Origin of the sequence: Streptomyces sp. NBC_00328 (assembly GCF_036139655.1) — a bacterium.
Lineage (GTDB): Bacteria > Actinomycetota > Actinomycetes > Streptomycetales > Streptomycetaceae > Streptomyces.
In genome coordinates, this window is record NZ_CP108013.1 from 4,320,723 (window position 1) to 4,339,659 (window position 18,937).

Here is an 18,937-nt window from a genome sequence, read left to right on the forward strand (position 1 = left end):
CATCATGACGAACACCGAGACCGCCCTCAAAGAGGCTCTGGCGTCCATCGAGGGCGCGACCGGTGCCGCCCTCGTCGACTACACCAGCGGAATGGCGCTGGGCACGATCGGCGGCAGCAAGAGCTTCGACCTCACCGTCGCGGCCGCCGGCAACACCGACGTGGTCCGCGCCAAGCTGCGCACCATGGAGCACCTGGGGCTGAAGGGCGACATCGAGGACATCCTGATCACCCTCTCCGACCAGTACCACCTGATCCGGCTGATGAAGGGGCGTGGCGGAAACGGCCTCTTCCTGTACCTGGTGCTCGACCAGAAGCGCGCCAACCTGGCGATGGCCCGGCACCAGTTGAAGAGGATCGAGTCCGATCTGGAGATCTAGTTCCACGCACCGGGTCCGGATCCGATCCGGTCAGTGACGCCGCGCCCCACCGGGCGCGGCGTCACCCGCCGCCACTCCGGTGGCCCGGACGGCCCGGACCGGCTTGCCCACGGGGGCACCGGCGCGCGGGCCGAGCCAGTCGACGCGCACCCAGATCAGCGCCTGCCCGGCACGCTCCAGACGCCCGAGCCGGGCGGACTTCAGCCACAGTCCGACACCCGCGCCGGCGAGCAGCATGCCGCCCGCGGCGGGCACGGCGAACGAGCTGCCCAGCGCTGCGGCGAAGGCGAGCAGCAGCCACCAGCGGTGGCCCCGGCGCCAGTTGCGCAGGGTCACGGCACGGTCCTGGAGCACATCGTGCTTACCGGCGCGGGCGGCCGAGCGGACCAGGGCGTCGTAGCGCTTCCTGCGCCAGTACGCCACCACGGCCGCCGTGACGAGAAACAGCGCGGTCCCCGCCATGACGCCGATCCTGCGCCCGGTCAGCCCGGGGAGCAGTACTCCGACTCCGGCAGCCAGCACCCCGTACCACCACAGCGGTGCGGCTCCCGCCCGCACCACGACGGCCACCCGGGCCAGTCCCTGTCCTCCGCGCGCCACGATCCGCCTCCCGACTCAGCGCCTGCACGGGCACGCCGCCGACCGCCGTCGCGCCCGCATGTCTTTGGGCGGGCAGGTTAGCCACGGAAGGTGAGACGCGTCTGAGAAACGTCCGAATCGCCGCCCCGGCGCCTACTCCACGAACAGTCCCCGTACGGCGGCGCGCGCGTCGAACTGCTCCAGCCGCGCCTGCGCGTCCGGCAGGTCGTCGCACATGGCCTCCAGCAGAACGCGGCCCAGCAGCATCGGCGCGCACGCCGTGTCGAACGCGAGGCCGGTGCCGACGGCGGCGGGGAGCAGCAGGTCGGACACCTTCGCGACCGGCGCGAACGCCGAGTCCGCGACCGTGACGACGGTCAGCCCGGCCTCCTTGGCGTAGCCGAGGGCGTCGACGACCTCGCGCGGGTGGCGGGGCAGCGCGAAGCACAGCAGGGCCGTGGCCCCGGCCCGTACGCTCGCGTCGATCCTGTCCTGGAGCATCGTGCCGCCCTCGTGCAGCAGCCGGACGTCGGGGTGCACCTTGGCGGCGAAGTAGGCGAAGCCGTAGGCCTGGGAGGCGGCGGCGCGCAGCCCGAGGACCGGCAGCGGACGCGACGCGGCCAGCAGGCGCCCCGCCCTCGCGACCGGACGCGGGTCCGCGAGCACGGCGGCGAGGTGACGCAGATTCTCGATCTCGGCCTCGACGGCCTGCTGGTACTCGTTGTACGAGGCGGTGTCGGCGGCCGGTTCGGCGGGCGCGACCTCGCGCAGGTGCTTGCGCAGCGCCGGGTAGCCGTCGAAGCCGAGCGCGACCGCGAAGCGGGTGACGGAGGGCTGGCTGACTCCGGCGAGTTCGGCGAGTTCGACACTGGACAGGAACGGCACGTCGGCGGCGCTGCGCACCATGCTGTGGGCGATGCGCCGCTGGGTCGGGGTGAGCCGGCGCCCCTCGAAGAGGCTCTGGAGCCGTCCGGCGGGGCTGCCGCCCTCCACGCCGCCGTCCCCGGCCGTCTCGCCGAACCCCATCGCTCTGCCGTCCCCCATGACCTCGCCGTCCCCCATCGCCTTGCCGTCCCCGTCCTTGTCGCCGCCCGCGGCCCTGTCGCTGACCGTGCTCATGACGTGCTCCCCCTCCAGATGTCCGTGAACCGGTCGAGCAGCGCGGCGGCCGCCGTCACGTCGTCCGTGAGCGGCCGGTCGGCCTGCTCCGCTTCGAGCGCCGCCTCGGCCAGCTCCAGTGCCCGCCCGGCCGGCAGCTCCGGGTCGGGCCGCAGGTCGCGCTGGCGCAGCGCCCGTACCGCGGCGACCAGTTCGCAGCCGACGACGAGACGGAACGCGCCGCACGCGCGCAGGGTCTGGCGTGCGGCGAGCGAGGCGAAGCTCGCCTGTTCCTCGACGCCCCGGGAGAGTACAGCGTGGCCGAGCGAGGCGGGCGCGGAGAAGGCCCGCAGGTCACCGAGCGCGGCACCGGCGGCGTACTCCAGGATCATCACGCCCGAGGACGCGGGTTCCTGATCGGCGAGGAAGGGGCGCAGCCGGGTGTAGGCGGGTTCGTTGAGGGTGGACAGGCGGGAGGTGGACAGGCGTGCCACCTGGGTGACGGCGAGCCTGAAGTGGTCCAGGGCGAGGGCGAGTTGTGCCTGGTAGAAGCCGCCGTGGTGGTAGGCGGCCATGTCCTCGGGGGAGATGAGCGGGTTCTCCGCGGCGGCGTTGATCTCCACCGAGAGGACCTGCTCCAGCGCGTTGGCCGCGTCGTGCGCGGGGCCGTGGATCTGCGGCAGGCAGCGGAAGCCGTACGGGTCCTGGATCCGTCCGAGCGGTGGTGTGGGCCGGTCCGCGGCTCCGATCAGCTCCCGCATCCTGCGCGCCACCTCGATGGACCCGCGGTGCGGCCGGGCGGCGTGCACGGGCGCCGCGTAGGCCTCGTGGGACCCGTCGACCGCCAGCAGCGACAGGGCCGCGACGACCTGGGTGGCGCCGATCAGTCCGCGCAGTTCGTGCAGCGCGAGGGCGGACTGTCCGACGGTGAGGGCGTTGCTGCTGATGAGCGCGAGCGCGTCGTTGTTGTCGAGCGCCAGGGGCCCGGGAGCGGCGTTGTCGAGCGCCGGAGGCCCGGAAGCGGGCCCCCTGCCGGACCGCGTACCCGACCCCCCGCCGGACCGCGTACCCGCCCCCTCTCGCCCCGGCACCGCCGAGCCGTCCGGGCCTTTCCACGGGTGCTCCCCCGCGAGGGCCAGGCCCACCTGGGCCAGGGCGGCGATGTCCCCGGTCCCGACCGAGCCGAACTCGTTGACGACCGGGTACGCGCCGCGCTCCAGCGCCTCGCACAGCGCCGTGACGACGGTGGGCCGCAGTCCGGCGCCGCCCGCGAGGAGCTGGTTCGCCCGGACGGCGAGCATCGCCCGGACCTGCCGGGCGGGCAACTCCTCACCGATGGCGCCGGCGTGGCTGCGCAGCAGGCGCAGTCCGTGGCCGGCGGCCGCCTCGGTCGGCACGTCCTCGTCGCGGTTGGCGCCGACGCCGGTGGAGCGTCCGTAGACGCGGCCGGTGGCGGCGATCCGCCGGGCGGCGCACCAGGACTCCTCGGCCCGCTTCATCGCCTCGGTGCCGGGAACCGGCCGCGCGGTCCCGTCGGCGAGCCGTACGACGTCGTCGACTCCGGTGCCGCGGCCGTCCAGGACCACGAGTGCGACGGCCGCCGGAGGCGTCACCGCACACGACGTGTCCACGATCCGGGACGACATCACGCGCACACCTTTCTATTCAGGTACCGAGAACTCTGCATGACGATATGCAGACCGGGCAAGGGGCGTCTTCCGGGGGGCTCGGCCCCGCCGCAACAGGGGGGCTACCCCCAGTGCCACGCGCACCTCCGCTGCCTAACGTGATGGACATGACCGGTATGAACGCCCGCCATGACGACGCGGAGCTGAAGAAGGAACTCGACGCCACCCTGCACGCGCGCAAGGAGCTCGGCGAAGAGTACGAATCCGCGCTGGTCGACTCCTTCCTGGAGAAGGTCGAGCAGCGCCTCGACGGTGCCGTCGATCGCCGGGTGCGGCGCCGGCTCGCGGAACAGCAGATGGTGGTGGCGCGCGGCGCGCGTTCACCCCAGTCGTCCGACTCCTGGGGTGAGCGTTTCGGCTTCGGGATCGTCTCGCTCGTCCTCGCGGTCCCGCTGTCCGCGATCGGCGGCGGAGTCGCGCACCTGCCCGGTCTGCTCGTCGCCTGGGGCGGGATCGTCGGAGTGAACGCGGTCCAGGCGGCGCGCCTCTCCCCGGGCCTCTTCGGCCGCCGCAGGAACCGGCCGGAGTCGGACTGGGAAGAGTAGGCACCAAAAGGGCATACGAAAGGGCCCGGCGCTCGGGACGAGCGCCGGGCCCTTCGACGTATTGCGCGGGGACCGCCGCACCCCCGGTGAAGGGGGGCGGGACGACGGCGGTCCCCGCGAGGGACGCGGGCCGGGTCAGGACCGGGCTTACGCGTCCTAGGCGTCCATGGAGGTCCGGGAGCCGCTCCGGAGGTCCTTGGCGCCGTTCGGCGCCGGCCTGGCGGGGAGCCGCTCCCGCCCTGCCGACACCCACTAATGTGCCGGACCCGTGTTAAGCGGGTGCTGCGCGGACGTGACGCGCTCGTACCACTTCCGCGAAGTTCACCCCGGCCGGAGCCGGAAGATCCACACGGATCCGACACTTCGAGCGAAAATCCTGCTCAGGCCCTGGACGGGTCAGGCCCTGGTGCCGCCCTTGGCGAGGAAGGACAGCAGGTCCTGCCGGCTGACGACACCGGTGGGCTTGCCCTCGACGAGCACGATCGCGGCGTCGGCGCGACCGAGCACGGACATCAGGTCGGCGACCGGCTCACCGGAACCGACCTGCGGCAGCGGCGACGACATGTGCTTCTCCAGCGGGTCCTCCAGGGAGGCCCGCTTGGTGAAGAGCGCGTCCAGGAGCTCGCGCTCCACGACCGAACCGATGACCTCGGCGGCCATCACGTCCGGGTGACCGGCGCCGGGCTTGACGATCGGCATCTGCGAGACGCCGTACTCGCGCAGCACCTCGATGGCCTCGCCGACGGTCTCCTCCGGGTGCATGTGGACGAGCGACGGGATGGAGCCGCCCGCCTTGTCGTTCAGCACGTCGGCGACACGGGCGCTCGGGCCGGTGTCCTCCAGGAAGCCGTAGTCGGCCATCCACTCGTCGTTGAAGATCTTGCTGAGGTAGCCGCGCCCGCTGTCGGGGAGCAGCACCACGACGACGTCGTCCGGGCCGAGGCGCTCGGCGACGCGCAGCGCGGCGACCACGGCCATGCCGCAGGAGCCGCCGACGAGGAGCCCCTCCTCCTTGGCCAGCCGGCGCGTCATCTGGAAGGAGTCCTTGTCGGACACGGCGACGATCTCGTCCGCGACCGTACGGTCGTACGCGGTCGGCCAGAAGTCCTCGCCGACGCCCTCGACCAGGTAGGGCCGGCCGGAACCGCCGGAGTACACGGACCCCTCGGGGTCGGCGCCGACGACCTGCACCTTGCCGTCACTGGCGTCCTTCAGATACCGGCCGGTACCGGAGATCGTGCCGCCGGTGCCCACCCCCGCGACGAAGTGGGTGATCTTCCCCTCCGTCTGCTCCCACAGCTCGGGGCCGGTCGAGTGATAGTGCGACAGGGGGTTGTTCGGGTTGGAGTACTGGTCGGGCTTCCAGGCTCCCGGGGTCTCCCGCACCAGCCGGTCGGAGACGTTGTAGTACGAGTCCGGGTGCTCCGGGTCGACGGCGGTGGGGCAGACCACGACCTCGGCCCCGTACGCGCGCATCACGTTGATCTTGTCGGTGGAGACCTTGTCGGGGCACACGAAGATGCAGTGGTACCCCTTCTGCTGCGCCACGATGGCGAGCCCCACACCGGTGTTCCCACTGGTCGGCTCGACGATCGTGCCGCCGGGCTTGAGGTCGCCGCTCTCCTCCGCGGCCTCGATCATGCGCATGGCGATGCGGTCCTTCACGGATCCGCCGGGGTTGAAGTATTCGACCTTCGCCAGGACGGTCGCCTGGATGCCCGCGGTCACGCTGTTGAGCCTCACCAGCGGGGTGTTGCCGACGAGACTGATCATCGAGTCGTGGAATTGCACCGTTGTCTCCGGAGCTACGTTTTCAACAGGAATGGTCTCGTCAGCCTACGGCCCTGAGCAGCCGTTCACCCGCGGTTGAGATTGGCCCACCCGCTCTTTGGGGCAAGCAGTGGTTGTACAGCTACAGGAGGTGGCGGCGACGGATGTCGAGCATGTCGAGGGCGAGGGTGGCCCGGCGGATCGCCGCGGGCGCGGCGTACGGCGGGGGCGGCGTCGGGCTGGTGGGGGCGGCGGCCGTCGGTCTGGTGCTGGCCGAGGTGCAGCTGGTGAAGCGGCATGTGGGCAACGGACACGCTCCCTACGCCCCGCGCGCGGACGGTCTGTACGGGTACGACTACGCCGGCGCCTCCCCTGACGAACCCCCGCTGCGGCTGACGATGCTCGGCGACTCGACGGCCGCCGGCCAGGGAGTGCGCAGGGCCCGGCAGACACCGGGCGCGCTGCTGTCCTCGGGACTGGCGGCGGTGGCCGAGCGGCCGGTGGAGCTGTGCAATGTGGCGCTGCCCGGCGCCCAGTCGGACGACCTGGACCGCCAGGTCGCGCTCGCCCTCACCGACACCTCCCGGCTGCCCGACGTCTGCGTGATCATGATCGGCGCGAACGACGTGACGCACCGGATGCCGCCGACACGCTCCGTACGCCATCTGTCCGCGGCGGTACGCCGGCTGCGCACGGTCGGTGCGGAGGTGATCGTCGGCACCTGTCCCGACCTGGGCACGGTCGAGCAGGTCCAGCAGCCGCTGCGGTGGCTGGCGCGGCGCGCGTCCCGTCAGCTCGCCGCCGCCCAGACGATCGGCACGGTCGAGCAGGGCGGCCGTACGGTGTCGCTGGGCGACCTGCTGGGCCCGGAGTTCGAGGCGAACCCGCGCGAGCTGTTCGGCCCCGACCACTACCACCCCTCGGCGGAGGGGTACGCGACGGTCGCCATGGCCCTGCTGCCCACGGTCTGCGCGGCGCTCAGCCTCTGGCCGGCGGAGGAGGAGCGTCCGGACGTCTCGCGCCACGAGGGCTTCCTGCCGGTCGCCCGCGCCGCGGCGGAGGCCGCGTCGGAGCCCGGCACCGAGGTCACCGCCGCGATGCCCACCGGGCCACGCGGCCCCTGGGCCCTCCTCAAACGCCGCCGCCGCCAACGCCTCCCGGCGACGGACCCGGCCCCGACCCCGCTCAACTGACCCCGGCGGGGTGCCGGGCGGGCCGCACCCGGCTGCGGGTGCGTGGGGGCCGGCCGCGCAGTTCCCCGCGCCCCTGGCTCTCTCACCCGGCCCGGCACCGAATGCCCAGCCCCGATCCGGCCAGGCCCGTAGCCGGCTGCGGCTCCGTGGGGGCGGGCCGCGCAGTTCCCCGCGCCCCTGGGTCCCTCACCCCGGCCGGCGGAAAGATTCAGCCCCTCCGGCGTTTGAGGAGCGGGGTCCGGGGCGGAGCCCCGTGGACGGCTGCCCCGACGCGGGGGCACCTCCTCATCCCGGCCGGGAGAAACACACCCCACCCCCGAAGGCGCCCCGCCAGCAAAAAGCAAGCGCTTAGAAAAGTGCGGCCGGTGTCACACCCCCACACCGGTGACCTCGACGGTACGTACGGGTAACTTCCCAGACAGCCCTGCACACTTCCCGTACGCCAATGGAGCCGTGATGCCCGAAGCCGTGATCGTCTCAGCCACCCGCTCCCCGATCGGCCGCGCCTTCAAGGGCTCCCTGAAGGATGTGCGCCCCGACGACCTGACCGCCACGATCATCCAGGCCGCCCTCGCCAAGGTCCCCGAACTCGACCCGAAGCTCATCGACGACCTGATGCTCGGCTGCGGCCTCCCCGGCGGCGAGCAGGGCCACAACCTCGGCCGCATCGTGGCCGTGCAGATGGGAATGGACCACCTCCCGGGCTGCACGATCACCCGTTACTGTTCCTCGTCCCTCCAGACCTCCCGCATGGCCCTGCACGCCATCAAGGCCGGCGAGGGCGACGTCTTCATCTCGGCGGGTGTCGAGATGGTGTCGCGGTCGATCAAGGGCACCTCCGACGGGATGCCCGACACCCACAACCCCCTCTTCGCCGACGCCGAGGCCCGCACCCTCGAGGTCGCGCAGTCGGAGGGTTCGACCTGGCACGACCCGCGCGAGGACGGCCTGATCCCGGACGCGTACATCGCGATGGGCCAGACCGCCGAGAACCTGGCCCGCCTCAAGGGCGTCACCCGCCAGGACATGGACGAGTTCGGCGTGCGCTCGCAGAACCTCGCCGAGGAAGCCATCAAGAACGGCTTCTGGGCGCGCGAGATCACCCCGGTCACGACGCCGGACGGCACGGTCGTCAGCACGGACGACGGCCCCCGCGCGGGCGTGACCCTGGAGGGCGTCCAGGGCCTCAAGCCGGTCTTCCGCCCCGACGGCCTGGTCACCGCGGCCAACTGCTGCCCGCTGAACGACGGCGCCGCCGCCCTCGTGATCATGTCCGACACGAAGGCCCGCGAGCTCGGCCTGACCCCGCTCGCCCGCATCGTCTCGACCGGCGTCACCGGCCTCTCCCCCGAGATCATGGGCCTCGGCCCGGTGGAGGCCAGCAAGCAGGCGCTCAGCCGCGCCGGCCTCACCGTCGACGACATCGACCTGTTCGAGATCAACGAGGCCTTCGCCGCCCAGGTGATCCCGAGCGCCCGCGACCTGGGCATCCCGCTGGACAAGCTGAACGTGAACGGCGGCGCCATCGCCGTCGGCCACCCCTTCGGCATGACCGGCGCCCGCATCACCGGCACCCTCATCAACAGCCTCCAGTTCCACGACAAGCAGTTCGGCCTGGAGACCATGTGCGTCGGCGGCGGCCAGGGCATGGCGATGGTCATCGAGCGTCTCAGCTGACAGTCATGACCCGTTCCCGTGACGGGAATTGAACCCAGCGTGAACGAATCGGCCCAGAAGCCCGGAACCACCGGGCCTCTGGGCCGATTTGTGATCCAATCCCTTCCAAGATGTGACCTATGTCCCCTCGGATGGTCATTCCCGCAGGTCAGGTGCGTTCACGGTTAAACCTGAGGGCCAAAGTCCTGTCCTATTCGTGACGTTACGCACTGACAGTTTGGTGGTTCGCCCTTCAAGCTGATGTAGGAAGTCGGGGGCCGACTTTGAACCGGGAGTACGTCAGTGAGCGCCATGTCGATTGCTCTGCTGCTCGCCACAGCCGCCACAGCGGCCGTGGGCGTCGCCGTTCTGCACACCCTGCGGGGTCTGCGTCGGCAGATCGCAGCCCTGCACAGCGAACTCGTCGCGAGCCGCGCCAGTGCGGCGCGGGGCCTCGTGCCCGCGGCGCGCGGATCCGCCGACGCGGACGAGATACGCACGGCCGTGGCCGATGCGCTGGCCGAGGAGCGGGAGCGGGAGCTCGCCGAGGCGCGGGCCTTCTGGGCCGCCCAGGAGGCGCGTGACGCCTCCGACGCGCCGTCGCTGCTCGGACTGCCGGACACCGAGCTGTTCCTGCCGCGCCACTCGGACTTCGTGGGCCTGGACCACCTGGAGCCGGTGGCCGAGACCGGTACGGACCTCGAGGAGTTCCTCCAGACCGGTACCGCCGGCGACTCCCCCGAACTCGCCGCGGCCCGCCGCCGTCACCCCTCCCACCCGGACTTCGTCCCGGCCCAGTCACCGGTGGTCAACGACCACGAACGCACGGTGGCCCGCCTGGAGGAGCTCGCCGAGTCCGGTACGGAACTGGCGGACGTCCGCCCCGGCCCGCTCGGCACCCTCGACGTCTACGTCTTCGCCGACGGCACGACCCTGTGCATGACCCCCGGCCACCGGGAGACCGCGCAGCGGCTCGCCGCCGCCCTGACGGCGGGAGAGGCCCCGGTCCTGCTCGGCGGCTCCGGCGTCTCGGGCGCGTACGCCCTGACCTTCTCCTTCGGCGAGGAGAGCGTCTACATCCTGGCGGACCGCGTCATAGCGTCGCTGTAGCGTCCGCCCCGAGGGGACCGCACGGCATCCCGCGCGCCGGAGTCGGCCGAGAGGATCAGACCCCGGCGCGTTTCTGTGCCTCGGCCACGAGCGTGACCGCTTCCGCCAGTTCCTCCTCGTTCTTCAGTACGAGGGCCAAGTCGTGCGCGGCGACCGTGATTTGGTCGGCGGCGGCGAACATCCCGGCGTCGGGCATCTCCCGGGGCTCCCCCGACGGGTCCTCGACCCGCTGGGCGCGCAGCGCGAACTCCCTGGCCAGCCCCAGCGCCTCGGCCGCGGCACTGCGTTGCAGGCGGCTCTGCGGGGCGGCCCGCAACCGGTCGGCGAAGTGGTCCACGGCTCGGGTCAACGGCGTCGTATCCAGCACGCCGCGAGACTACGCGCAGCGGCGGGACTGTTGCCAACAACCCAACCCTCAGGCACGGTGGCGTGAAGGACCGGCTTACATCCCCTTTGCGTTCGGAGGCGCCGATGTCCCAAGTCTTCTCCGCGGAGACCCATCGCAACCTGCTCGCCCGCATCCCCCATTGCACCGGTCGTGAGATCTCCGACTGGCTTCGCACCGTCGAGGAAGGCCCCGCCCTCTTCCGTTTCGAAGAGAAGGTCAGCTGGCTCCGCGCCGAGCACGACCTCGCGTACGGCCACGCCAAGGCGATCATTCACGAGTACGACCTGAGGAGGGCCGCGCGCAAACTGCTGTGAGCGCGCACCACCGAGACGACCGGTATCCGACGACGACCCGGTATCCGACGACGACCCGGCACCCGATGACGAAGGGCCCGCGAACTGGTGGTTCGCGGGCCCTTCAGGTCACCTGACGGCCTGTCCGGCCGCCGGCGTCACTAGTCTCTGCCGCTGAAGATGGCGACCAGCCGCAGCATCTCGATGTAGATCCACACGAGGGTCATGGTCAGACCGAACGCGGCCAGCCATGCCTCTTCCTTCGGCGCACCGTAGGTGATGCCGTCCTCGATCTGCTTGAAGTCGAGGGTCAGGAAGAACGCGCCGATCAGGATCGCGAGGATGCCGACGATCGCGCCCAGCGGGCCGCTGCTGCGCAGTCCGCCGTCCGGGGCGACACCGAAGACGACCAGCAGCAGGTTCACCGCCATGACGGCGACGAAGGCGATGGCGATCGTCAGGCCGATGCGCGCGTACCGCGCGGTCACCCGGATCCAGCCCGCCTTGTAGACGAGCAGGGTGGCGCCGGTGACCGCCATGGTGCCGAGCACCGCCTGGAAGGGCGCGCCGTTCCACTGCGCGTTGTACATCTCGCTGATGACCCCGAGGAAGACGCCCTCGAAGGCGGCGTACCCGATGATCAGCGCGGGCGAGGCGGTGCGCTTGAAGGACTGCACCATCGCGAGCACGAAGGCGACCAGGGCGGAGCCGATGGCCAGGCCGTAGCTCGTGCTGGAGACCGGCAGCAGCGCCCAGGCCAGGACGGCGCCGACGACGACGGTGCCGAGCGTCATCGCCGAACGCATGACGACGTCGTCCATCGTCATACGGCCGGTGGTGACCGGGGCCTGCGGCGGAGCGCCCTGCTGGAGGCCCTGCTGTGCGTACGGGTTCTGCGCGTAGGGGTTGCCGCCCTGCTGGGCGTACGGGTTCCCCTGCGTGCCGACAGCGGGTCCCCCGGCCTGCGGCGCCGCGTTGAAGCCCGCGTAGCCGTTGTCGCGGCTGAACCCCCGTCGCGAGAAGACCGGGTTACTGCTCCTCATTTCACTCCTCCATGGCCACCCTCGTGGCCTTGGCTCAAGAGTAATAGGTAGGCAAAGGAATGACCCTAGTGCTTGGGGAGGATCTTTCCCTCGTTGTGCCACCGTACGCGTGTGTCCCCTGGCACGCCCGTACTGGTACGAAGCCGTGACACCGGCTTCCGGGAAACGGCTTCACGGGGCACATGCCCTCTCAAGCCGCCTTGATCACCCGCTATTCCCTTTGTTCGCCGAGAGGAAAGCCCGTGTACCCCTCCGCGAGGTCCGCCGCGGCCGCGCGTGAGCTCGCGATCCGCTCCAGGCGGGCCCGCTGGACGCGGTCCTCGAAGGGGGTCGCGGCGGGGTCGCGGTGCAGCAGGGAGGTCATGTCGTACGAGAACCGCTCGGCCTGCCAGACCCGGCGCAGACAGGTCTCCGAGTAGGAGTCGAGCCGCTCCGCCGATCCGGTGTCCCTGAGGTGGATCAGGGCGCGGGCGAAGGTGACGGCGTCGCCGACGGCGAGATTGAGGCCCTTGGCGCCGGTCGGCGGCACGATGTGGGCGGCGTCCCCGGCGAGGAAGAGCCGGCCGTGCCGCATCGGCTCGTGGACGTAACTCCTCATGGGTGTCACGGACTTGGAGGTGACGGTGCCGCGCCGCAGCCGCCAGTCACCGGCCGTCTCCAGACGCCGTTCCAGCTCGTCCCAGACCGCCTCGTCGCTCCACTCCCCCGCGTCCGTGCCCTCGGGCACCTGGAGGTAGAGGCGGGAGACGGTGGGCGAGCGCATGCTGAGCAGGGCGAAGCCGCGGTCGTGACGGGCGTAGACGAGTTCGTCGTGCGAGGGCGCGACGTCGGCGAGGATGCCGAGCCAGCCGAAGGGGTAGGAGCGTTCGAAGGTGCGGGAGAGCGCGGCGGGCACGGCCCGGCGGGCGACGCCCCGGAAGCCGTCGCAGCCGACGACGTAGTCGCACTCCAGCACGTCCTCGCGCCCCTGGTGCCGGAACCGCACCCGGGGCCGGTCGCTCTCGGCCCCCTCGACGGCCAGCGCCTCGGCCTCGAAGAGCAGCGGTCCGCCCTCCGCGGTCTGGAGCGCGACGAGGTCCTTGCACACCTCGGTCTGCGCGTACACCATCACCGAGCGGCCGCCGGTGAGCGCCGGGAAGTCGATCCGCTTCCGCTTCCCCTCGTACCGCAGCTCGATCCCGTCGTGCCGCAGCCCCTCCCGGTCCATCCGCTCGCCGGCCCCGGCGGCCCGCAGCACGTCCACGGTCCCCTGTTCCAGGATCCCGGCCCGCTGCCGCTGCTCCACATAGGCCCGGTCCCGGCTCTCCAGGACCACGGACTCGATCCCCGCGCGGTGCAGCAGCCGGGCCAGCAGCAAACCGGCGGGCCCGGCTCCGACGATCCCGACGGTGGTCCGCATCGGCATACCCGCACCCTTCTCGCCGTTCGCGAAGTGAACTTTCCTTCACCTCGCCGCGAGTCTCCGCCGCCCCGGATCCGATGTCAACGGGCGCCGGGCCTGCCGGCATGGGGGATCGGCACCGAACGCGGTACGCGAGCCTCGTCGGCCGGACCGCCCGCAAGGGCACCTGACCAGACGAAGGACCGCCCGCGACGGAACGAGGGCGGGACGGCCTCTGGAAGCCCGTCACCAACGGGAGGACGTGAGCCGCGCGGGGACGAGGGGACGCCACCCGAAGGGTCGCGAGGCGCCACCGGACGCCTGCGGGGAAGCCTCACCCGAAGGGTCACCGGGTGAGGCCGCGTGCCCGGAACCGGACTTGAACCGGTACGCCCGCGAGGGGCAGCGAGGTTTAAGCTCGCCGTGTCTGCATTCCACCATCCGGGCAGATCATGGGCTCCGCATCGAGGTCCCGAGCCTATCGGGGCGCATCACCCGAACAGCGGGCGTGCGTACCGACGTTGTCTTATTTTATTGATGTCTGAGGGTGCATCAGCACACCGCACAGGCCGTCAGCACTTGCCAACAGCCTCCCGGACGCGCTGAGCGCCCGTACGCGGATTGACGGAATTTCACCGTCCGAACGCGATCACGACGAACCCCTGACGAGGTCCCGGGCCGGCCGCCGGGCGCGCGACCGTGCGCCGAGCGCTCCCCCGGGCCCGCCCCGGACCGCTCTCAGGGAGCTCCGTCATCCCCAGGTATGACGCGACCGCTCCAGGTCCAACCCCAGGCTGCCTCCGGAACCGGAACAGGGGGTGACTACATCCCGCGGATCGGCACGGACGATGGAACACGTCCCAGCAACGTCATCGACGTCGTCGTACCGACAGGAGCACCCTTCCGTGACCACCACTCCCCTCGCCGGCACAAGCACCGCGGTCGCAGCCCGCGCCACGGAACTGTCGAAGGTCTACGGGCAGGGCGAGACCCAGGTGGTCGCGCTCGACCGGGTCACCGTCGACTTCCGGCAGGCCGAGTTCACCGCGATCATGGGTCCCTCGGGGTCGGGCAAGTCCACGCTGATGCACTGCGTGGCCGGACTGGACACCTTCTCCTCCGGCTCGGTGCGCATCGGCGGCACCGAACTCGGCTCCCTGAAGGACAAGCAGCTCACCAAGCTGCGCCGGGACAAGATCGGCTTCATCTTCCAGGCGTTCAACCTGCTGCCGACGCTGACGGCCCTGGAGAACATCACCCTCCCGATGGACATCGCGGGCCGCAAACCCGACAAGGAGTGGCTGGACAGCGTCATCAAGATGATCGGCCTCGCCGACCGTCTGGGCCACCGCCCCTCCCAGCTCTCCGGCGGCCAGCAGCAGCGCGTCGCCGTCGCCCGCGCCCTCGCCTCCCGCCCCGAGATCATCTTCGGCGACGAGCCGACCGGGAACCTCGACTCGCGCGCGGGCGCGGAGGTCCTGGGCTTCCTGCGCAACTCCGTACGCGAGCTCGGCCAGACCGTGGTGATGGTGACGCACGACCCGGTGGCCGCCGCCTACGCGGACCGCGTCGTCTTCCTCGCCGACGGACGGATCGTCGACGAGGTGTACGAGCCGACCGCGGACTCGGTCCTGGACCTCATGCGGAACCTTCCCGGGGGAAACCCCCGGACCCCCGAGTCCGACGGCAAGAACCGCACGAGCTGACGCGGGCCGAGCCCTCCCGACGCTCCCCCACTCCTCGTACACCTGGACTGAGACAGACCATGCTCCGTACCGCCTTGCGCAACGTGTTCGCGCACAAGGCCAGGCTCCTGATGACCGTGCTCGCCGTCCTGCTCGGCGTCGCCTTCGTCTCGGGGACCCTGGTCTTCACCAACACCATCTCGGACGCCTACCAGAAGAGCTCCGCCAAGGGCTTCGACCAGGTCGACGTCGCCATCCGCCCCAAGAGCGCGGCGGACACGGACGACACCCTCGGCCGGAGGCACGACCTGACCCGGCCCCTGCTCGACAAGGCGGCCGGAGTACCGGGAGCGGCCTCCGCGATCGGTGTCGTCAACGGCTTCACCGCCATCGCCGGCAAGGACGGCAAACTCATCGGCGGCGGCTTCCAGTCGCAGGGCGGCAACTACTGGAGCGAGAACGACCCCCGCTATCCCCTGACGGCCGGGCACGCACCGCACGGCACCGGCGAGATCGCGATCGACGCCGAGACCGCGAGGCGGGCCGGCTACAAGATCGGCGACACCGTACGCCTCTCGGTCGACGGCCCCGTCCTCAAGCCCATCGTGGCCGGCATCTTCCGCACGGACGACGGCAACGTGGCCGCCGGCGGCAGCCTCGCCCTGTTCGACACGGCGACCGCGCAGCGGCTGTTCCACTCGGCCGGCACCTACGACGAGATCGACGTGAAGGCCGCGCCGGGCACCAGCCAGAGTGCGCTGCGCGAGGCGCTCGACGCCGTCGTACCGAAGGACACCGCCTCCACCGTCACCGGCCGGCAGCTCGCCGACGACCAGGCCGAGCAGATCTCCGCGGCGATGAGCGGCATGAAGACGGGCCTGCTGGTCTTCGCCGGGATCGCCCTGTTCGTCGGCACGTTCATCATCGCCAACACCTTCACCATGCTGGTCGCCCAGCGCACCAAGGAGCTGGCGCTGCTGCGCGCCGTCGGCGCCTCCCGCCGCCAGGTCACCCGGTCGGTGCTGATCGAGGCCTTCGTGGTCGGCGCGGTGGCGGCCGTCGGCGGGCTCGCCGCGGGCATCGGCATCGGCGCCGCGATGCGCTCCCTGATGGGCACGCTCGGCGCCACGGTCCCGGACGGCCCGCTGGTCGTCTCGCCCGGCACCGTCGCCACGGCGCTGCTCGTCGGCGTCCTCATCACGATGCTGGCCGCGTGGCTCCCGGGCCGCCGCGCCGCGAAGATCCCGCCGGTCGCCGCGATGAGCAGCGTCCACGCGAAGGCGACGACGAAGTCCCTGGTCCTGCGGAACACGATCGGCGCCCTGCTCGCCGCCGCGGGTGTCGCCGTGGTCCTCTACGCCACGACGATGGACGGCTCCGACGGCCAGGCCCCGATGGGGCTCGGCGCGGTGCTGCTCATCATCGGCGTCTTCGTCCTCACCCCGCTGCTGTCCCGCCCGCTGATCGCCGCGGCGGCCCCGGTCCTGCGGGTCTTCGGGATCTCCGGCAAGCTGGCCCGGCAGAACTCCGTGCGCAATCCGCGCCGTACGGCCGCCACCGCCTCGGCGCTGATGATCGGTCTCACGCTGATCACCGGCATGACGGTGATGGCGGGCAGCCTGCAGAAGTCGATCGACAAGATGGCCAGTTCGGCGATCAGGGCGGACTACGTCGTGTCGATGGCGAACGGCAACTCCCTCTCCCCGGACATCGGGAAGAAGCTCGCCGCGGTCGACGGCGTCACCGACACCAGCCCGCTGCGCAACGCGCCCTCCCGCATCGACCGGCGGACGGAGTTCCTGACCGGCGTCAACGGCGCGGCCATCGGCAAGCTCACCGATCTCGACGTCACCGACGGCTCCTTCGAGGTCGGCGGCACCGGGGTCGTGGTCGACTCGGACACGGCCGGGTCCCACGGCTGGAAGGCCGGTTCCCGCTTCCAGGTCTCCTACGAGGACGGCGCGAAGGAGAGCCTGACCGTCGCCGGGGTGTACGAGGCCAACGAGATGATCCGGGGCATCATCCTCGACAACGCCACGCTCTCCCCGCACCAGCGCGGCGCCTCCGACATGCAGGTCATGGTGAAGACGGCGGGCGGCGCCTCCGCCGCGGTCAAGGACCGGCTGGAGAAGGCCCTCGGCGACAACCCCGCGGTCAAGGTCCAGGACAAGAAGGACCTCTCCGACGACATCGCGCAGATGTTCACACTGATGCTGAACATGCTCTACGGCCTGCTGGCGATGGCGGTGATCGTCGCCGTCCTCGGTGTCGTCAACACCCTCGCGATGTCGGTCTTCGAGCGCTCCCAGGAGATCGGGATGCTCCGCGCGATCGGCCTGGACCGCAAGGGCATCAAGCGGATGGTCCGTCTGGAGTCCCTGGTCATCTCGCTCTTCGGCGGCGTCCTCGGCATCGGTCTCGGCGTGTTCTTCGGCTGGGCGGCCGGCCAGTTGCTGGGCAGCAGGATGTCGACGTACGAACTGGTCCTGCCCTGGGGCCGGATGGCGGTCTTCCTCCTGCTCGCGGCCACGGTCGGCGTCCTGGCGGCGCTCTGGCCGGCCCGCCGGGCGGCCCGTCTGAACATGCTGACGGCGATCAAGTCGGAGTAGCCGCGCACGGCGAACGGGCCGGCGCGACGGCCCCGGAAAAACAGGGGGAGGGGGCCCGATCCGTCCGGATCGGGCCCCCTCCCCCGCGTCGCGCCGCTGCTCCGCGCGTCAGTTCCAGGTCCTCGCCCGCAGCGGCATCCCGGACGGGCCCGCCCCGCCCCGGGTCTTCACCGCCAGGACCTGGTTGACGCCGATCTGGTTGCGTTCGAAGGCGACCGCGCTGGCCGCCATGTACAGGCGCCAGACACGGGCCCGGCCGACACCGGTGAGCCGGACGGCACGGGACCACCCGGCCTCCAGATTGGCGACCCAGCGGCGCAGCGTGAGCGCGTAGTGCTCGCGCAGGGCCTCGACGTCACGCACCTCGAACCCGGCCCGTTCGAGCTGGGTCACGGTCGTCCCGACGGGCGCGAGTTCGCCGTCGGGGAACACATAGGCGTCGATGAACGGGTCGACGGCGTACGACGATTCGTCGCGCTGCGGACGACGGGCGATCTGGTGGTTGAGAAGTCGCCCGCCGGGGACGAGGAGGCCGCCGAGCACCTCGGCGTACTCCAGGTAGCGCTCGGCGCCGACGTGTTCGGCCATGCCGATGGAGGAGATCGCGTCGTAGGGCCCGTCGGTGACGTCCCGGTAGTCCTGAACCCTGATCTCCACCCGGTCGGTCAGACCCTCTTCCGCGACCCGTTTACGGGCGTACGCGGCCTGTTCCTGCGACAGCGTCACCCCGACCACCCGCACGCCGTGGTCGCGGGCGGCGTGCACGGCCATCGAGCCCCAGCCGCAGCCGACGTCGAGGAGTCGCTGACCGGGCTTCAGAGCCAGCTTGCGGGCGACGAGTTCGAGCTTGTCGCGCTGCGCCTCCTCCAGGGTGCCGCCCTCCTCCCAGTAGGCGCACGAGTAGACCATGGACGAGCCGAGGACGATCTCGTAGAAGTCGTTGCCGACGTCGTAGTGGTGGCTGATGGCGCTCCGGTCGCTGCGCCTGGTGTGCAGGTGGCGGCGCCGGCGTACCTCCTCCGGGGGCGGGGCGGGCGGCAGCGGCAGCCCGGCCATCCTCACCAGCCCGCGGGCCGCGGCGCGTACCTCGGGGTCGCGCAGCGCCGCCCCGAGCCCGCGCGCGTCCTCGGGGCGCTCCCACACGAGCCCGGAGATCAGGTCCAGGGCGGTGTACAGGTCCCCCTCGACGCCGAGGTCACCCGAGACCCAGGCGCGGGCGAGTCCCAACTCGCCCGGCTTCCACAGCAGTCGCCGCAGGGCCCGCCGGTTGCGGACGACGAGCGCCGGAGCCGCGGGCGGACCCGCTTCCGAACCGTCCCAGGCGCGCACGCGCAACGGGAGCGGGGTTCCCAGCAACTGTTCGACAAGGCCTTTGAGACGCGGCGCGGCGTCCTGCATGGCGTACACCTCCGAGACAACACTCCCGAACGCTCCGACACCACGTAAACATCTACCCCGTCAGCGGGCAGTCCCGCTTCCACGACACAGATTCGCAAAATGCGTGCACGCACCACACTTTG

16 protein-coding genes and 1 tRNA gene are annotated in these 18,937 nt (G+C 71.4%); 8 read left to right on the plus strand and 9 right to left on the minus strand.

Annotated features, from left to right (window positions below; all coding sequences use genetic code 11):
* The first annotated feature begins 4 nt into the window (after nt 1–4).
* Nucleotides 5–379 carry a hypothetical protein gene (locus OG485_RS18820; protein ID WP_328669496.1) on the plus strand — a complete coding sequence of 125 codons (375 nt, stop codon included), beginning with the start codon at nt 5–7 and terminating at the stop codon, nt 377–379.
* 30 nt (nt 380–409) lie between these two features.
* Here OG485_RS18820 and OG485_RS18825 read toward each other — a convergent pair whose 3' ends face one another.
* The 3 genes from OG485_RS18825 to OG485_RS18835 form a co-directional block, all read right to left on the minus strand.
* Nucleotides 410–979 (minus strand): hypothetical protein, encoded by a 570-nt coding sequence (locus tag OG485_RS18825; RefSeq protein WP_328669497.1) that lies wholly within the window; start codon nt 977–979, stop codon nt 410–412.
* A gap of 132 nt (nt 980–1,111) precedes the next feature.
* Entirely contained in the window at nt 1,112–1,984 is an 873-nt protein-coding gene (locus OG485_RS18830; RefSeq protein ID WP_328674549.1) for a MurR/RpiR family transcriptional regulator, read from the minus strand.
* 89 nt (nt 1,985–2,073) lie between these two features.
* Nucleotides 2,074–3,702, minus strand: coding sequence for an aromatic amino acid ammonia-lyase (locus OG485_RS18835; protein WP_328669498.1), 1,629 nt, complete (start codon nt 3,700–3,702; stop codon nt 2,074–2,076).
* 149 nt (nt 3,703–3,851) lie between these two features.
* Here OG485_RS18835 and OG485_RS18840 point away from each other — a divergent pair, with 149 nt between their 5' ends.
* On the plus strand, nt 3,852–4,289 hold the full coding sequence (locus OG485_RS18840; RefSeq protein ID WP_328669499.1) for a hypothetical protein: 438 nt from the start codon (nt 3,852–3,854) through the stop codon (nt 4,287–4,289).
* A 396-nt stretch (nt 4,290–4,685) separates the two neighbouring features.
* Here the strand turns inward: OG485_RS18840 and OG485_RS18845 are convergent, their stop codons facing one another.
* Nucleotides 4,686–6,080 (minus strand): cystathionine beta-synthase, encoded by a 1,395-nt coding sequence (locus OG485_RS18845; RefSeq protein ID WP_328669500.1) that lies wholly within the window; start codon nt 6,078–6,080, stop codon nt 4,686–4,688.
* A 143-nt stretch (nt 6,081–6,223) separates the two neighbouring features.
* Here OG485_RS18845 and OG485_RS18850 point away from each other — a divergent pair, with 143 nt between their 5' ends.
* The 3 genes from OG485_RS18850 to OG485_RS18860 all read left to right on the plus strand — a co-directional run bounded on the left by OG485_RS18850 (nt 6,224) and on the right by OG485_RS18860 (nt 10,018).
* Nucleotides 6,224–7,252, plus strand: coding sequence for an SGNH/GDSL hydrolase family protein (locus OG485_RS18850; RefSeq protein WP_328669501.1), 1,029 nt, complete (start codon nt 6,224–6,226; stop codon nt 7,250–7,252).
* Between the two features lie 456 nt (nt 7,253–7,708).
* Nucleotides 7,709–8,929, plus strand: a complete 1,221-nt coding sequence (locus OG485_RS18855; RefSeq protein WP_328451691.1) for an acetyl-CoA C-acetyltransferase — start codon at nt 7,709–7,711, stop codon at nt 8,927–8,929.
* Nucleotides 8,930–9,220: 291 nt separating this feature from the next.
* Nucleotides 9,221–10,018, plus strand: a complete 798-nt coding sequence (locus OG485_RS18860; protein ID WP_326787338.1) for a hypothetical protein — start codon at nt 9,221–9,223, stop codon at nt 10,016–10,018.
* A gap of 55 nt (nt 10,019–10,073) precedes the next feature.
* On the opposite strand, the gene OG485_RS18865 is transcribed toward OG485_RS18860, so the two are convergent.
* Nucleotides 10,074–10,385 (minus strand): hypothetical protein, encoded by a 312-nt coding sequence (locus tag OG485_RS18865; protein WP_326787337.1) that lies wholly within the window; start codon nt 10,383–10,385, stop codon nt 10,074–10,076.
* A 104-nt stretch (nt 10,386–10,489) separates the two neighbouring features.
* On the opposite strand from OG485_RS18865, the gene OG485_RS18870 reads away from it, so the two are divergent.
* Nucleotides 10,490–10,720, plus strand: a complete 231-nt coding sequence (locus OG485_RS18870; protein WP_326787336.1) for a DUF4287 domain-containing protein — start codon at nt 10,490–10,492, stop codon at nt 10,718–10,720.
* A 140-nt stretch (nt 10,721–10,860) separates the two neighbouring features.
* Here the strand turns inward: OG485_RS18870 and OG485_RS18875 are convergent, their stop codons facing one another.
* The 3 genes from OG485_RS18875 to OG485_RS18885 all read right to left on the minus strand — a co-directional run bounded on the left by OG485_RS18875 (nt 10,861) and on the right by OG485_RS18885 (nt 13,570).
* Nucleotides 10,861–11,742 carry a Bax inhibitor-1/YccA family protein gene (locus tag OG485_RS18875; protein WP_328669502.1) on the minus strand — a complete coding sequence of 294 codons (882 nt, stop codon included), beginning with the start codon at nt 11,740–11,742 and terminating at the stop codon, nt 10,861–10,863.
* A gap of 211 nt (nt 11,743–11,953) precedes the next feature.
* Nucleotides 11,954–13,141 (minus strand): 4-hydroxybenzoate 3-monooxygenase, encoded by a 1,188-nt coding sequence (locus tag OG485_RS18880; protein ID WP_328674551.1) that lies wholly within the window; start codon nt 13,139–13,141, stop codon nt 11,954–11,956.
* Nucleotides 13,142–13,487: 346 nt separating this feature from the next.
* Nucleotides 13,488–13,570, minus strand: a tRNA-Leu gene (locus OG485_RS18885).
* A gap of 458 nt (nt 13,571–14,028) precedes the next feature.
* Between OG485_RS18885 and OG485_RS18890 the strand changes: the two genes are divergently transcribed.
* A complete protein-coding gene (locus tag OG485_RS18890; RefSeq protein WP_328669503.1) occupies nt 14,029–14,829 on the plus strand; it encodes an ABC transporter ATP-binding protein in 801 nt (266 codons plus the stop codon).
* 59 nt (nt 14,830–14,888) lie between these two features.
* Nucleotides 14,889–17,417 (plus strand): ABC transporter permease, encoded by a 2,529-nt coding sequence (locus tag OG485_RS18895; RefSeq protein ID WP_328669504.1) that lies wholly within the window; start codon nt 14,889–14,891, stop codon nt 17,415–17,417.
* Nucleotides 17,418–17,525: 108 nt separating this feature from the next.
* Here OG485_RS18895 and OG485_RS18900 read toward each other — a convergent pair whose 3' ends face one another.
* A complete protein-coding gene (locus OG485_RS18900) occupies nt 17,526–18,815 on the minus strand; it encodes a cyclopropane-fatty-acyl-phospholipid synthase family protein (RefSeq protein WP_328669505.1) in 1,290 nt (429 codons plus the stop codon).
* Nucleotides 18,816–18,937: the final 122 nt, after the last annotated feature.

Excerpts from the sequence above, each read along its gene's own strand:
- OG485_RS18820 (WP_328669496.1), top strand. The coding sequence starts at position 5 with ATGACGAACACCGAGACCGCCCTCAAAGAGGCTCTGGCGTCCATCGAG.
- OG485_RS18830 (WP_328674549.1), bottom strand. The coding sequence starts at position 1,984 with ATGGGGTTCGGCGAGACGGCCGGGGACGGCGGCGTGGAGGGCGGCAGC.
- OG485_RS18835 (WP_328669498.1), bottom strand. The coding sequence starts at position 3,702 with ATGTCGTCCCGGATCGTGGACACGTCGTGTGCGGTGACGCCTCCGGCG.
- OG485_RS18840 (WP_328669499.1), top strand. The coding sequence starts at position 3,852 with ATGACCGGTATGAACGCCCGCCATGACGACGCGGAGCTGAAGAAGGAA.
- OG485_RS18850 (WP_328669501.1), top strand. The coding sequence starts at position 6,224 with ATGTCGAGCATGTCGAGGGCGAGGGTGGCCCGGCGGATCGCCGCGGGC.
- OG485_RS18855 (WP_328451691.1), top strand. The coding sequence starts at position 7,709 with ATGCCCGAAGCCGTGATCGTCTCAGCCACCCGCTCCCCGATCGGCCGC.
- OG485_RS18860 (WP_326787338.1), top strand. The coding sequence starts at position 9,221 with ATGTCGATTGCTCTGCTGCTCGCCACAGCCGCCACAGCGGCCGTGGGC.
- OG485_RS18870 (WP_326787336.1), top strand. The coding sequence starts at position 10,490 with ATGTCCCAAGTCTTCTCCGCGGAGACCCATCGCAACCTGCTCGCCCGC.
- OG485_RS18875 (WP_328669502.1), bottom strand. The coding sequence starts at position 11,742 with ATGAGGAGCAGTAACCCGGTCTTCTCGCGACGGGGGTTCAGCCGCGAC.
- OG485_RS18880 (WP_328674551.1), bottom strand. The coding sequence starts at position 13,141 with ATGCGGACCACCGTCGGGATCGTCGGAGCCGGGCCCGCCGGTTTGCTG.
- OG485_RS18895 (WP_328669504.1), top strand. The coding sequence starts at position 14,889 with ATGCTCCGTACCGCCTTGCGCAACGTGTTCGCGCACAAGGCCAGGCTC.
- OG485_RS18900 (WP_328669505.1), bottom strand. The coding sequence starts at position 18,815 with ATGCAGGACGCCGCGCCGCGTCTCAAAGGCCTTGTCGAACAGTTGCTG.